The sequence below is a fragment of the Nonomuraea sp. NPDC049646 genome (assembly GCF_044465525.1).
Classification (GTDB): Bacteria; Actinomycetota; Actinomycetes; order Streptosporangiales; family Streptosporangiaceae; genus Nonomuraea.
The window spans coordinates 80,587-94,437 of sequence record NZ_JBITLU010000024.1 but is presented as its reverse complement, the minus strand read 5'-3'; the positions used below and the strand labels follow the sequence as shown (position 1 = coordinate 94,437).

At 73.3% G+C, this 13,851-nt stretch carries 12 protein-coding genes; 2 read left to right on the top strand and 10 right to left on the bottom strand.

Annotated features, from left to right (window positions below; all coding sequences use genetic code 11):
- Positions 1-252 precede the first annotated feature (252 nt).
- The gene (gene guaA, locus ACIBQ8_RS45760; protein WP_397195249.1) at positions 253-1,800 is read right to left on the bottom strand and encodes a glutamine-hydrolyzing GMP synthase; all 1,548 of its coding nucleotides are present in this window, start codon (positions 1,798-1,800) and stop codon (positions 253-255) included.
- Between the two features lie 97 nt (positions 1,801-1,897).
- Between guaA and ACIBQ8_RS45755 the strand changes: the two genes are divergently transcribed.
- Positions 1,898-2,851, top strand: a complete 954-nt coding sequence (locus tag ACIBQ8_RS45755; RefSeq protein WP_397195248.1) for a hypothetical protein — start codon at positions 1,898-1,900, stop codon at positions 2,849-2,851.
- On the opposite strand, the gene ACIBQ8_RS45750 is transcribed toward ACIBQ8_RS45755, so the two are convergent.
- The 4 genes from ACIBQ8_RS45750 to ACIBQ8_RS45735 all read right to left on the bottom strand — a co-directional run bounded on the left by ACIBQ8_RS45750 (position 2,796) and on the right by ACIBQ8_RS45735 (position 7,579).
- Entirely contained in the window at positions 2,796-3,680 is an 885-nt protein-coding gene (locus ACIBQ8_RS45750) for an SDR family NAD(P)-dependent oxidoreductase (protein ID WP_397195247.1), read from the bottom strand. The two genes, ACIBQ8_RS45755 and ACIBQ8_RS45750, sit on opposite strands and share 56 nt — an antisense overlap.
- Positions 3,681-3,719: 39 nt before the next feature.
- Positions 3,720-5,210, bottom strand: a complete 1,491-nt coding sequence (locus ACIBQ8_RS45745) for a DUF885 family protein (RefSeq protein WP_397195246.1) — start codon at positions 5,208-5,210, stop codon at positions 3,720-3,722.
- A 10-nt stretch (positions 5,211-5,220) separates the two neighbouring features.
- Positions 5,221-6,462, bottom strand: a complete 1,242-nt coding sequence (locus ACIBQ8_RS45740) for an MFS transporter (protein WP_397195245.1) — start codon at positions 6,460-6,462, stop codon at positions 5,221-5,223.
- Positions 6,463-6,580: 118 nt separating this feature from the next.
- Entirely contained in the window at positions 6,581-7,579 is a 999-nt protein-coding gene (locus tag ACIBQ8_RS45735) for a LacI family DNA-binding transcriptional regulator (protein ID WP_397170627.1), read from the bottom strand.
- 50 nt (positions 7,580-7,629) lie between these two features.
- On the opposite strand from ACIBQ8_RS45735, the gene ACIBQ8_RS45730 reads away from it, so the two are divergent.
- Positions 7,630-8,343 carry an alpha/beta fold hydrolase gene (locus tag ACIBQ8_RS45730; RefSeq protein WP_397170628.1) on the top strand — a complete coding sequence of 238 codons (714 nt, stop codon included), beginning with the start codon at positions 7,630-7,632 and terminating at the stop codon, positions 8,341-8,343.
- Here the strand turns inward: ACIBQ8_RS45730 and ACIBQ8_RS45725 are convergent.
- Genes ACIBQ8_RS45725 through ACIBQ8_RS45705 form a run of 5 tightly spaced genes read right to left on the bottom strand, consistent with a single transcriptional unit; the run spans position 8,318 to position 13,833 of the window.
- Positions 8,318-9,295: a PLP-dependent cysteine synthase family protein gene (locus ACIBQ8_RS45725; RefSeq protein WP_397195244.1), complete on the bottom strand. Its 978-nt coding sequence runs from the start codon at positions 9,293-9,295 to the stop codon at positions 8,318-8,320. The genes ACIBQ8_RS45730 and ACIBQ8_RS45725 overlap by 26 nt on opposite strands.
- Before the next feature lie 23 nt (positions 9,296-9,318).
- Positions 9,319-10,059: an MBL fold metallo-hydrolase gene (locus tag ACIBQ8_RS45720; RefSeq protein ID WP_397195243.1), complete on the bottom strand. Its 741-nt coding sequence runs from the start codon at positions 10,057-10,059 to the stop codon at positions 9,319-9,321.
- A 5-nt stretch (positions 10,060-10,064) separates the two neighbouring features.
- A complete protein-coding gene (locus tag ACIBQ8_RS45715) occupies positions 10,065-10,670 on the bottom strand; it encodes a TetR/AcrR family transcriptional regulator (protein ID WP_397170632.1) in 606 nt (201 codons plus the stop codon).
- Between the two features lie 2 nt (positions 10,671-10,672).
- Entirely contained in the window at positions 10,673-12,331 is a 1,659-nt protein-coding gene (locus ACIBQ8_RS45710) for an FAD-dependent oxidoreductase (protein ID WP_397170634.1), read from the bottom strand.
- On the bottom strand, positions 12,328-13,833 hold the full coding sequence (locus ACIBQ8_RS45705) for a succinic semialdehyde dehydrogenase (RefSeq protein WP_397170636.1): 1,506 nt from the start codon (positions 13,831-13,833) through the stop codon (positions 12,328-12,330). The genes ACIBQ8_RS45710 and ACIBQ8_RS45705 overlap by 4 nt, the downstream gene beginning before the upstream one ends.
- Between the last annotated feature and the right edge of the window lie 18 nt (positions 13,834-13,851).

Genomic DNA, 13,851 nt, shown 5'->3' with positions numbered 1-13,851 from the left:
CTAACGAATCGACGCCTCAGGTGCCCCACTGCCCACTACGGCCAAGAAGTGGCCCAAACTCACGCACTTTTCCCAAGAAACTTTCCGGTATGCGTCCACAAGCCGAGCAATCGTAACGGGCCGGGGTCCAGTGGGTCTGGCGAATCGACCTCCTTCCACCATAACCAACGCCCTGACCTGCATTAACCGCTCATGGCCGGACATGCGAACGGCCCGGAACCGTCAGCCGGTCCGGGCCGTCCGCACACGGCGCTATTCCCACTCGATGGTGCCCGGGGGCTTGCTCGTGACGTCGACCACGACCCGGTTGACCTCGCGCACCTCGTTGGTGATGCGGGTGGAGATGCGCGACAGGACGTCGTAGGGCACCCGCGCCCAGTCGGCCGTCATCGCGTCCTCGGACGTCACCGGCCGGAGCACGACCGGGTGGCCGTAGGTGCGGCCGTCGCCCTGCACGCCCACCGAGCGCACGTCGGCCAGCAGCACCACCGGGCACTGCCAGATCTGCCGGTCGAGGCCGGCCCGGGAGAGCTCTTCGCGGGCGATGGCGTCGGCCTCGCGCAGCAGCGCCAGACGGTCGCGGGTGACCTCGCCGACGATGCGGATGCCGAGCCCGGGACCGGGGAACGGCTGCCGCCAGACCATGGCGGGCGGCAGGCCCAGCTCTTCGCCGGCCCTGCGGACCTCGTCCTTGAACAGCGCGCGCAGCGGCTCGACCAGCTTGAACTGGAGGTCTTCCGGCAGGCCGCCGACGTTGTGGTGGGACTTGATGTTGGCGGTGCCCGTGCCGCCGCCGGACTCGACGACGTCGGGGTAGAGGGTGCCCTGGACCAGGAAGTCGACCGGGCCGTCGGCCATGATGGCGCGCTGCTCGTCCTCGAAGACGCGGATGAACTCGCGGCCGATGATCTTCCGCTTCTCCTCCGGGTCGGTGACGCCCTCCAGCGCCTTCAGGAAGCGGTCGGCGGCGTCGACGACGCGCAGCTTGACGCCCGTGACGGCCACGAAGTCGCGCTCGACCTGCTCGGCCTCACCCTTGCGCAGCAGCCCGTGGTCGACGAAGACGCAGGTCAGCCGGTCGCCGATGGCCCGCTGGACGATCGCCGCGGCCACCGCCGAGTCGACGCCGCCCGACAGCGCGCAGATGGCGCGGCCGTCGCCGACCTGCCGGCGCACGGACTCGACGGAGTCCTCGACGATGTTGAGCATCGTCCACGCCGGACGGCAGCCGGCCGCGTCGAGGAAGTGCTTGAGCACGGCCTGACCGTGCTCGGAGTGGAGCACCTCGGGATGGAACTGCACGCCGTACAGGCCGCGCTCGGGGTGCTCGAAGGCGGCGACCGGCGTCTCGCTCGTGGAGGCGGTGACCGCGAAGCCCTCGGGGGCCGCGGCCACGCTGTCGCCGTGGGACATCCAGACGGTCTGCGCGGCGGGCAGCCCCTGGAAGATGACGCCCTCGTCGAGCACCTTCAGCGCGGTGCCGCCGTACTCGGCGACGCCCGTGCGGGCGACCTCGCCGCCCAGCGCCTGGGCCATGGCCTGGAAGCCGTAGCAGATGCCGAACGTGGGCACGCCGGTCGAGAACAGGCCGTGCGGCACGGGCGGCGCGCCCTCGGCGTAGACCGACGACGGGCCGCCGGACAGGATGATGGCCTTCGGCTTCTTGGCCATCATCTCCTCGACCGACATCGTCGACGGCACGATCTCGGAGTAGACGTGGCACTCGCGCACCCGCCTGGCGATGAGCTGCGCGTACTGTGCGCCGAAGTCGACCACGAGCACTGTGTCGAATTCAGACACCGTGAGAACCCCCCAAAGGCGAAATGCGGTGCCTTCATTGTATCGGCCTCGGGTATTACGCCTGGCCTCACACCGTCACTCGTGCTAACACAGAACGGTGGATCTTGTCTGGCCGGCCTCGGCGTGGGCCCTGTGGTTCGCCGCGCTGGCCGCCGCGTTCGGGTTGACGACGCGCCGGGCCGCCGCGCCCCCGGCGGCCCCTGCTCCCGCGGCGCCGCCCGCCGTCGTCGAGCTCTTACGCGGGCTGCGGGCCGGTGAGGTCTTCCACGCCACGGTCTTCGAGCTGGCCAGGCGCGGGTTCCTGACGATCCGGGACGACCGGCTCACGCTCTCCGCGACGGGCGAGGGGCAGGTGTGGCCGTACGAGCGATGGGTGCTCGACCGGGTGGCCGCGCGGATGGGCGGCGCGCCGCAGGCGCCGGTCGTCGCCCTGATGCCGGACAGCGGCGACCTCGACGCCGCGTTCGTGCCCCTGGTCCGGCAGAGCGCCATCGACCTCGGGCTGGCACGGCGGCGCTGGGGGAGCATGCTCGTGCCGCTGCTGCTGGCCGCCGGGCTCGCCGGGCCCTGGTACGTCACCATCTCGCAGGCGGGCGTGTCGTGGCCCGGCTGGATCGCCACGGCGGGGGCGTTCGTGGCCGGGGCCGCGCTGCTGCTGGGCGGGCGCGGGTTCGTGCTGACGCCGCTCGGCCGCGAGGTGGCCGGGCCCGAGCCGGCTCCGGTGGACCCGCGGCAGGAGTGGGTCTTCACCGGCGACGGGTGGCGCGGCGTCCTGGTCGAGCCGGCTCCGCGCGACGGCGGCGCGCCCAAGCGGCAGGAGGTCGAGGGGCGGGTGGTCAAGCGCTGGATCGTGACCGAGCACGGCGACGACCTGTCCTCCTCGCGCACCTGCTACCTGGCGGTGCACGACGGCATCTCGGAGCGGGCGCCGGCGTACCGGGCCAAGGAGCGCGTCTACCAGGACGTGCTGCCGGGCGACTTCGTCCGGCTGCTGGTCAATCCGCGGCGCGGGAGCGTGGTGAGCGTGCTGGTCCACGAGCGCCGCTGGTAGCGCCGGGCAGCTCGCCGGCCAGCAGCAGCTCGGTCTGCCTGCGCAGCCGGTCGGCGAACTCGGGGTGGGTCAGCACGAGGAAGCGTTCCTCGTGGATGGCCCGTACGACCAGGGCGGCGACCTCGGCGGGCTCGACGCCGCGCGCCATGGCCGCCCCGACGGCCTCGCGGGCGGCCGTCTCGTCGTCCGTCGGGGTGGTGACCAGGCCGGCCGGGCGGGACCTGGCCGAGTCGTCGATCCGCGTCCTGACCGCGCCGGGGCACAGCGCGGTCACGCGGAGCTTGGAGCCCACGGCGGCGAGGTCCTGGGCCAGTGACTGCGAGGCGGCCAGCGCGGCGTACTTGGTGAGCGCGTAACCGCCCGCGCCCGGCGCGGCGAGCAGCCCGGCCACGGACACGGTGTTGACGACGTGCCCCTCGGTGTCCTGCCGCATCATGCGCGGCACGAACGCGCGCACGCCGTGCAGCACGCCCCACAGGTTCACGCCGAGCAGCCAGGCGAAGTCCTCGGCGGTCCTGGTCCACAGGCGGCCGCCCTGGTGGACGCCGGCGTTGTTGCACAGCACGTGCACCGCGCCCAGCTCGCCGAAGCTCCGGTCGGCCAGGTGCTCCACGGCCGCCGCGTCGGAGACGTCGGTGACCTGCGTGAGCACCTCGCCAGGCCCGGCGGACGCCTTCCGCGCGAGCGCGGCCGTCTCGGCCAGCCCGCCGGGATCGACGTCGGCCAGCATCAACGCCATGCCCTCGGCGGCGAACCGGACGGCCAGGCCCCTGCCGATGCCGCTGGCCGCGCCCGTCACCACCGCGACCCTGCCGGACAGTTCACGCACGGCCTGCACCTCCCTAGCGCTCGCTCGGCTACCCCGACGCTACAGGATCGCGCCGATCAGGCCCAGGGGCGGCGAGCCCAGGTCGAACAGCGCCTTGTGGAAGCGCTGGAGCGTGAAACCCGCCCCCCATCGCGTGCGCGCCTGCTCGCGCAGGTCGAGGATGAGCAGCTTGCCCCAGGTGTAGCGGCCGTACGTCGGGTCGAAGGAGGCGCGGCGGGCCTCCGACAGCGCGGCGGGACCGGCCAGGTGGGTGTCGGACTCGAAGCGCCGAGCGCCCTCCTCGACCGTCATCTGCCCGGTGTGCACGCCGATCGCGCAGGCCAGCCGGGTGACCCGGATCAGGGCCTCCACCCAGACGCCGATCTCGAACCGCGGGTCGTCGGGCGCGTAGCCCTCCTCGACGCACAGCTCCTCGGCGTAGTGGGCCCAGCCCTCGACGAAGGCCATCGACTGCAGCAGCCGCCGCACGTCGGAGGGGGCCCGGCGGAGCGCGCGGCCGTGCGAGAAGTGGCCGGGGGCCACCTCGTGCACGTTGATGGCGGGCAGCGTGGTGGCGCTGAAGACCTCCAGCCACTCCTCCTGGTCCTGCTCGCTCCAGGACGCGTCCGGCGGGGTGATGTGGTACCAGGACGGCCCCTCGGGCTCGCCCGGCGAGTTCCACGCCATCATGGCCATGGCCCAGCGGCGCGACTCCGGCGCCAGCCCGACCAGGCACTCGCCGTCGTGGTAGGGCACGAGGTCCTTCTCGCGGGTGAAGGCGATGGCCCGTTCGGTGCCGATCCTGGCCGCCTCGATCACGCCGTCGGCGTCGGGGTGGTCCTTGACCAGCTCGCGGACGACGTCGAGGGGAGGCTCGGAGCGTCCGAGCTTGGCGCAGGACTCGGCCAGCAGGCCCATGAGCCGGTCGCGTTCGGCGTCGGCGCGCTCGGCCAGCCTGCCCAGGTCGACCGGCAGGCCCTCGGCGCTGCTCATGAGCTTGACCAGGGCGGCGCCGCCGAGCGCGGCGTCGGGGTCGCCCTCGGCGGCGGCGCGGGCCACGTGGGCCACGAGCCTGCCGTGGGCCTCGATCGCGGCCTGGTCGGTGATGCCCGCGGCCAGGCCCTTGACCGCGCCCAGCAGGGACGTGGCGACCGGGGCCGCGACCTGGTCGAGCGAGGCGACCGCGGCGTCCACGGCGGCCGGCCACTGCGCGAGGTGGGCGGCCCTGGCGGCGGCGCGCTCGGCCTCGGGGGCGTAGTCGCGGTCGTAGCAGGCCAGGTCGAGGTTGGCCAGGTGGATGAGAGGGTTCTTGCGGTGCAGCTCCAGCTCTCCGAACTGGGTGCGCATGGCCTCCTCGAAGATCTGCAGATGCTCGGCGTCGTGCGGGTCGCCGGGCGCGTCGCCCTTGCCGAGGCGCGCCAGGCCGTCCCGTACGCCCTCGGGCGACAGGTCCTGGATCCGGCCGTCGTACTCGTGCCTGCCGCCCCCTTCGCGCGCCTCGGACACCATCAGGTCGGTGATCGCGCGCAGTCTGGGGTCAAGTTCCGTCATGCCGCCGACGCTAGCGCACCCCCCTGATCTTGAGGACCCCTACGGCCCCGACCAGCGAGATCACGATGCCCACGACGAACAGCGCGGGGTAGCCGCCCGTCCCCACCACGACGGCGGCGAGGGCGGGCGCCAGGATCTGCGGCCCGGCGTTGGCGATGTTGATGACGCCCATGTCCTTGCCCGCGTCGCCGGGGTCCGGCAGCACCTTGGTCACCAGGGCCATGTCCACGGCCAGGTAGACGCCGAACGCGATGCCGTGCGCGACGTTGTAGACGATCATGCCCTCGAACGTCGGCATCGCCAGCGGGATGCCCAGGAACGCCGCCGAGGACAGCCCGGCGACCAGCGCGAACAGCCGGAAGCGGCCGAGACGGTCGGAGATCGGGCCGATCACCAGCACCGCGAGCAGCGTGGCGGCCTGGCCGACGAGCATCAGCAGGCCCATCGTGGCGACCGCCTCGCCCTTGGGGATCTTGATGAAGTCCTCAAGGAGGAAGAGGTTGAAGGTGAAGATGACGAAATATCCGAGCATGACGCCGAAGCGCGACACGAAGGCCCACGTGAAGTCCGGGGTCTTCAGCGGCCGCGCGAACCCGGCCAGGAACGCCCCCAGCCGGAACGGCTCGCGCGCCATCCCCGCCGAGGACGTGTCCGGCGTCACGACCACGACCAGCACCGCCGCGACCAGCAGCAGCGCCATCGCCACGTAGTACGCCCCGCCGGCGGCCAGCTGCGGGAACACGATGAACATGACGGCCGTCGCGATCGTGGCCAGCGGCGTGCCGAGCCCGAACAGGCCGGAGTAGGTGCCGTACCGGCTCGGCGGCACCCGGTCGGGCAGGATCGCGGTCATGGCGGCCTGGTAGCCGTTCATGATGGTCTGCACGCCCGCCCAGCTGATGCCGAGCATGAGCACGCTGCCCGCGCCGGCCTGCGCGAACAGGGCGAGCACGCCGAGCAGCACGCAGCCGAGTATCCACGGCGAACGGCGGCCGAAGCGCGATCGGGTGCGATCGGAGATCTGGCCGAAGACGGGGTTGGCGAGGGTGGCCATGAGCGGGCCGATCGAGTTGGCCAGGCCCAGCGCGGCCACGTCGTTGACGCCGGTGATGCGCTGCACGTGCACCGGCAGGACGAACGCGCCCACGCTCATCCACAGGAACATGACGGCCACGTTGGCCAGCGGAAGCGTCAGGTAGAGCGGCCCGGGGCGCCGGGTGTCCGCGAGCGCGCCGCTCAGAGCCTCAGCCATGGGGGGACCTTTCCGGAGCGTTGATGATACGTATCACCGACGATTGCTCTGGACTGTAGGTCGCCCGGGAAGGGCTGACAAGACGCGCGTCCGACTCGTTACGCGCCCGACGGCGGCCTCAGGCGCTGGACCGGGCCACCAGCCGGGGCTCGAACCGGGCGAGGACCTCGCCGGCCGCGGACGGTCGCACGCCGCGGACGATCCCGTCGATCTCGCCCGCCAGGTCGGCCGGGCTCGCGGTGGCGTCGAAGTGCACGCTGGTCAGGCGGGGCCGCATGAGCGTGCAGATCGGCAGGTCGTCGGCGCCGACCACGGCGACGTCGCCGGGGACCCGCAGACCGGCGTCCTGCAACGCGCTGATCAGCAGCATCGCGTACTCGTCGTTGTAGGCGAAGACGCCGTCGGGCAGGTCGCCCGCGCGGACGACCCGCCCCGCCTCCTCCTCGGAGAAGGCCAGGTCGATGCGCGCGGCCCCGGGGACGACCTCCCGCACCCCCGCCAGCCGGGCCAGCCCCATGGCGTCGATGCCCTCTTCCCGTGGCACGACGGCCGCCACTCTCCGGCTTCCCCGTTCGACCAGGTGGCGGGCGGCCACGGCGCCGAGGGCCCGGTGGTCGAACACCACGGCCGGCACCAGGGGCGAGGGCTGGTCGGACAGGCCGATGACGGCCCGGACGCCCGAGGCGTGCAGCAGCTCCACGGCGGGCCTGGTCAGCCGCGCGGCCTCGACGAGGACGACCGAGGGCCGCAGGGCGAGCCAGCTCCTGGCCGCCGCCACGCCCTTGAGGGTGCGTTCGCCGTACTGGACCAGGGTGTGGCCGCGGGCCCTGAGCCCCTCCTCCAGCTCGTCGAACACCTGCTGCGCCAGCCGGCCCACCCTGGCCCGGGACAGCGGCATGAGCACGATGCCGCTGTGGCCCGTGCGCAGCGCGCGGGCGGCGGCGTCGGGCACGTAGCCCAGGCGGGCGGCGGCGTCGCGGACCCGCCTGCGGGTCTCCTCGCTCACCCGGGCGCGGGGGTTGTCGGTGAGCACGTAGGAGACCGTGGCCTGGGAGACTCCCGCGGCCCTGGCCACGTCGACACTGGTCGGCGGGCGCTCCCCCCTTGTCGTGTTCACGGGGTGGATGGTATCAACTGCTTATACGTATAAGCAGGGGAGGCTGCCGCATGAAGCTGCACACTCGTGAATGGGGTTCGGGCGACCGCGTGGCCGTCCTCGTCCACGGCATCATGGCCGACTCGCGATGCTGGTGGCGGGTGGGCCCCGAGCTGGCCGCGCGCGGCTACCGGGTCATCGCCGTCGATCTCCCCGGCCACGGCCGGAGCCCCCGCGCCGACGCCTATCCGCCCGAGCTGTTCGCCTCGTCGCTGGCGGAGTCGGTGCCCGCGCGCCCCGAGCTGGCCATCGGGCACTCCCTCGGCGGCCTCACGCTCGGCCTCGCCGTCGAACGGCTCATGCCCGGACGGGCGATCTACTCCGATCCGGCCTTCCGCCTGCCGACGCCGGAAAGCGGCGCCCTGGAGTCGATGGCGGACTTCACCGACGAGACCGGCGAGCTGATCGCCGCCCTGCACCCCGGCTTCTCGGCCGAGGAGGTGGCGGTCGAGGTCGAGATGCTCGCGCGCTGGGACCGCGGGTCGGCGCTGTCGCTCGCCGGGGCGTCGGGCATGGACTTCACGCCCGCGCCGGTCGTGCCGTCGCTGGTGCAGGTGGCCGACCCGAGTTTCCTGGTGCCGCCGGCGTTCCAGGAGGAGCTGCGGGGCAAGGGGTTCGAGGTGCGCGTGGTCACGGGGGCCGAGCACACGATCCACCGCCACCTGTTCGAGGACTTCCTGGCGGGGCTGGAAGGCTGGATCAGACCCGCTGCCGCAGCTCGGTGAGGCGGCCGGCGACGTCGAGGCCCTTGCCGGCGGCCCAGGCGTCGTCGTGGTAGGTGGCCAGGTGCCGCTCGGCCGCGTCGCCCAGCAGCGAGACGATCGTGCCGCTCTCGCCCCTGGCCCGCATGCGCCCGGCCAGTTCGAGCGCGGCCCACAGCGCGGTGCCGGACGAGCCGCCCACCGGCAGCCCGGTGACCTGCCTGATGTGCCTGGCCGCCGCCACGCTCGCCGCGTCGGGCACCGGCACCACCAGATCGACCAGGTCGGGCCGGAACCCCGGCTCCACGCGCGGACGGCCGACGCCCTCGATGCGCGACGGCATGCCGGTGGCGTAGTCGGGCGCGTCGAGGGTCCAGCCCGGGAAGTAGGCGGAGTTGTCGGGATCGGCGACCGCCACCCGGCACCCGTGCTCCCCGGCCGCGGCGCCGAGCGTGGCCGAGGTCGCGCCGGTGGCGGCGCCGGTCACCACCCAGTCGGGACGGACCTGGGCGAACAGCTCTTCGGCCAGGTCGTGCGGCGCGGCCCGGCCGAACTGGTCGAGGTAGTGGCCCCCGACCTGCCCGGCCGCCTCCCTGGCCGCGTCGTAGATGGCCAGGGGCGGCGTGACGAACCTGCACTCGCCGCCCAGCGCCTCGACCGCGCGGGCCCGCGCCGGGTCGCGCGCGCCCGGCACGACCACGACGTAGGGCAGGCCGAGCCGCCGGGCGAACCACGCCTGCGCGACCGCCGCGTTGCCGCCGGCGGCCTCGACCACGGTGGTGCCCTCGGTGATCGAGCCGTCGAGCACGGCCCGCCGGAACAGCGCCCTGGCGTGCCGGTGCCGCAGACTGCCCGTGGGGTGACCGGACTCGTCCTTCAGCAGCAGGCGCACGCCGGGCACCCGGACGGGGAGGTCGATCAGCCTGGTCGGCGGCCCGGCGGCCAGGACGTCGAGCGCGCGCGTGCTCCAGCTCACCGGACCACCCTGTCAGGACGAGCTCAGGAAAGCTCCACCTGTTCGCCGGGAGCGAGCAGCACGAACCGCTCGCCGAGCCCCGCGAACGCCTTCTCCAGCGTGTCCCTGCCCTGCGTGAAGTGCGCCCAGTGCTCGAAGTGCAGCGGGACGACGTGCCGCGCGCCCAGGACGTCGGCGGCGGTGACGGCGTCCTCGCTGGTCAGCGTCAGGAAGCCGTCCACGAGCGGGGTGCGCGCGCCGCCCGCGAACAGCAGCGCCACGTCGATCCGCGGGAACCTGGCGGCCACGGCCCGTACGACGTCCAGCGAGGCGTTGTCGCCGCTCACGTAGACGGTGGGCAGGCCCTCGCCGCCGAGCACGAAGCCGGTGACCTCGCCCGTCAGGTGCTCGGTCCCGTCGGGGCCGTGCTGGGCGGGCACGCCGGTCACCCGCAGCGGGCCGACCTCGGTCTCGCTCCAGTTGGGCAGGGCGCGCACCGGCTCGCCCAGGCGCTCGGCCGCCGAGGCGGTGGACAGCGCCAGCGGGGCCGTGGCGAGGAACGCGCGGCCCGCGTCGTCGAGGTTGTCGGGGTGCTGGTCGTGCGAGAGCAGCACGGCGTCCACCGGGCCCACCTCGTCGGGGCCGAAGGCGGGGCCGGCCGTCTTCTTGAGCACCCTGGCGCCGACCGGGTGGTCGCCCGGCGCGTCGAAGGTGGGATCGACCAGCAGCCGGACGCCGCCCAGCTCGATGACGGCGGTCGGGCCACCGACGTAACGAATCTTCATGTCCGTCAAGGACACGGAGGTACAGAAGGTTTATTCCGGACGCCGTTGAGCACCCGGGTCACCGTGCGGTGGCACAGGGCGCGGAAGTCGGGCTCGGCCATGCTCATCCGGCCGCTCAGGTACTGCTGGACCAGGCCCTGGGTGCTCGCCGTGACCGCGAGCGCGGTCTCCAGCGGGTCGTCCTCGCGCAGCACGCCCGTGCGCATGCCCTCCTCGGCCAGCGCCACCACCACGCTGAACGGCGGGCCCTGGCCGTCGCGGAAGTCGTCGGGGAAGCGGCGGGCCCGCGCCCAGGCGTCGGAGGTCAGGAAGGTGTACAGGTGGGGGCTGCCGAGCGCGAAGTCGAGGAAGTCGTCGAGCGCCGCCATCATGCGCTCCTCCACGTCGCCCGTGCCGGGCCTGCGGGTCCACGCCTCGGCCAGCTCGCGGGCGGCGGCGTCGGCGACGGCGCGCAGCAGGGCCTCCCGGTTGGGGAAGTGCCGGTAGATGGCCATGGCGGTGACGCCCACGGCCTCGCCGACCCGCCGCATGCTGACGGCGTCGGCGCCCTCCTCCAGCAGGATGCGCCGGGCCACGGCCTCGATGCGCGCGGCCGTCCCTGGTTCACTCACGTTTACAGTGTATACAGACGGAGCGCGCCCGGAGCCCGTTCCGGCACGGCGGGCCGGCGGGGCTCCACCGGGGGCAGCCGGACGTACGGCGAGCCCGCGGCGGGCCGGGGATCGGGGTCGCCGGCGTTGGGCCACAGGGACATGGCCCGCTCGGCCTGCGCGGTGATGGTGAGCGACGGGTTGACCCCGAGGTTGGCCGACACCGCCGAGCCGTCCACGACGTGCAGCCCCTCGTGGCCGTAGACGCGGTGGTAGGCGTCGATCACGCCGGTCTCGGGCGAGTCGCCGATCACGCAGCCGCCGAGGAAGTGGGCCGTCGTCGGGATGTCGAACAGGTCGAGCCAGGTGCCGCCGGGCACCCCGCCGATCTCGGCCGCCGCGTGCCGGACGGCCTCGTGCCCGGCCGGGATCCAGGTCGGGTTGGGCTCGCCGTGGCCGCGGGCCGACCGCAGACCCCAGCGGGTGCGCCGGACGGTGATCGAGTTGTCCTTGGCCTGCATCACCAGCGCGATGACGGTCCGCTCCGACCAGCGGCGCAGGTCGAGCAGGCGCAGCGCCTCCAGAGGCCGCGCGGCGATCTCCCGGAACAGCGCCGGCCACCTCGGCTGGCCGCCGTCCACGAGCAGGGTGCGCAGCAGGCCCATGGCGTTGGAGCCGTCGCCGTACCGCACGGGCTCGATGTGGGTCTCGGCGTCGGGGTGGATGGAGGAGGTGATGGCCACGCCCTTGTTGAGCTTCTCGCCGCCCGCCGACGTGCGCTCGAAGCCGAGCAGGGCCTCGGAGTTCGTCCTGGTCAGCGTGCCGAGCCTGGGCGACAGGCGGGGCAGGTCGCCGGTGGCGCGCAGCTTGTGCAGCAGGCGCTGGGTGCCGTACGTGCCGGCCGCGAAGATCACCTGCTTGGCCGTGAACGAACGGCGGCGCAGCGCCGACCCCGTCCGGCGGGCGACGACCCGGTAGCCGCCGGCGGGCAGCGGGCGCACCGAGGTGACCGTGCACTCGGCGTAGACCCGCGCGCCCGCCCGCTCGGCCAGGTGCAGGTAGTTCTTGACCAGCGTGTTCTTGGCGCCGTGGCGGCAGCCGGTCATGCACTGCCCGCACTCGATGCAGCCGCGCCGCCGCGGGCCCGCGCCGCCGAAGTACGGGTCGACGCCGTCCTCGCCGAAGTAGACGCCGACCGGGGCCAGGTGGAAGGTGTCGCCCACGCCCATCTTCTCGGCGACCCGGCGCATGACGTCGTCGGCGCGGGTGACGGTGGGGTTGGTGACCGCGCCGAGCATGCGTCTGGCCTGGTCGTAGTGCGGGGCCAGCTCCGCCTTCCAGTCGGTGATGCCGGCCCACTGCGGGTCGCGGAAGAACGGGTCGAGCGGCTCGTAGAGGGTGTTGGCGTAGACCAGCGACCCGCCGCCCACCCCGGCTCCGGCCAGCACCATCACGCCGGTGCCGCGCTCGCCGCGCAGCACGTGGATGCGCTGGATGCCCTTCATGCCGAGCCAGGGCGCCCACAGGAAGTCGCGCAGCTTCCACGAGGTGGCCGGCAGCGCGGCGTCGTCGAATCGACGGCCCGCCTCCAGCACGCCGACCTTGTAGCCCTTCTCGCTCAGCCGCAGCGCCGAGACGCTGCCGCCGAACCCCGACCCGATGACCAGAACGTCGAACGTCACTTGATCCGCAGCTTCCGCATCGCCTTGAGGGTGCCGGCCAGGACGTCGGCCCACGTCTCGTACGTCAGGTCGAAGGGCGGCTCGAAGCCCAGCCAGGACGCCTGCGAGGCCACGGTCTTGGACTCGGTGTAGCGCAGCAGGCCCTCCGCGCCGTGCCGGCGGCCGAGGCCCGACGCCTTCATGCCGCCCATGGGCGCGTCGTAGGAGGCGTAGGCCGAGCCGTACCCCTCGTTGATGTTGACCGTGCCGGCCTTGACGCGGGCGGCCAGGGCGCGGCCGCGGGCCGGGTCGGTGGTCCAGATGGAGGCGTTCAGGCCGTAGATGGTGTCGTTGGCCAGCTCGATCGCCTCCTCCTCCGACTCGAAGGGGTAGAGGGCGACCACCGGGCCGAACGTCTCGTTGCGGCACAGGTCCATGTCGTCGCGGACGCCGGTGAGCACGGTCGGCTCGTAGAACAGCGGGCCGAGGTCGGGCCTGGCCCGGCCGCCCGTCAGCACGGTCGCGCCCTTGGCCACGGCGTCGTCCACGTGGGCGCTGACCGCGTCGAGCTGGCGCTGCGAGGTGAGCGAGCCCATCTGGACCGACCAGTCGTGGCCCGCGCCGAGCTTGAGGTTGCCGACCTGCCGGACCAGGCGCGCGGCGAAGTCGTCGAACACCGACGCGTGCACGTACAGCCGCTCGATGGACAGGCAGAGCTGGCCGGCGTTGGTGAAGCAGGCCCGGATCGCCCCCTGGACGGCGAGCGGCACGTCGGCGTCGTCGAGCACCACCATCGGGTTCTTGCCGCCGAGCTCCAGCGAGCAGCCGATGAGCCGCTTGGCCGCCTCCTCGGCGATCTTCCTGCCGCCCCTGGTCGAACCCGTGAACGCGACATAGTCGGCGTCGTCGAGCAGCGCGTCGCCGATCTCGGCGGGCTCGCCCAGCACGACCTGCCAGATCTCGCGCGGCATGCCCAGCTCGGCCAGCAGGTCGATGGTCCACAACGTGGACATGGCGGTCTGGGTGTCCGGCTTGTGCACCAGCGCGTTCCCGGCCAGCAGCGCGGGCACGGCGTCGGTGACGCCGAGCGAGAGCGGGTAGTTCCACGGGGAGATCAGCGCGACCACGCCCTTGGGCTGGCGCAGCTCGGTCACCCGGGTGGCGCCGGGGAAGATGCCCTTGCGGGTGCGCGGCGCGAGCAGGCCGGAGGCCCGCCGGGCGTAGTAGAGGCTGCACCCGGCGACGTCGAGCACCTCCTCGAAGGCGTGCTTGCGGGCCTTGCCGGTCTCGTTCTGGACGATGTCGAGGATCTCGTCCCTGCGGTCGAGGATGGCGTCGTGCAGCAGCAGGAACGGCCTGGCCCGCGCCGCGGCGGGCCTGGCCGCCCACTCGGCCTGGGCGGCCCTGGCTCGCTCGTAGGCCAGCCGTACGTCGTCGGCCGTGGAAATGGGCAGCTCGGCGAGCGGCTCGCCGGTGAAGGGAGCGGTGATCTCCCGGGTCTTGCCGCTGGACGTGACGTGCATGCCCGAAGGATATTCCGC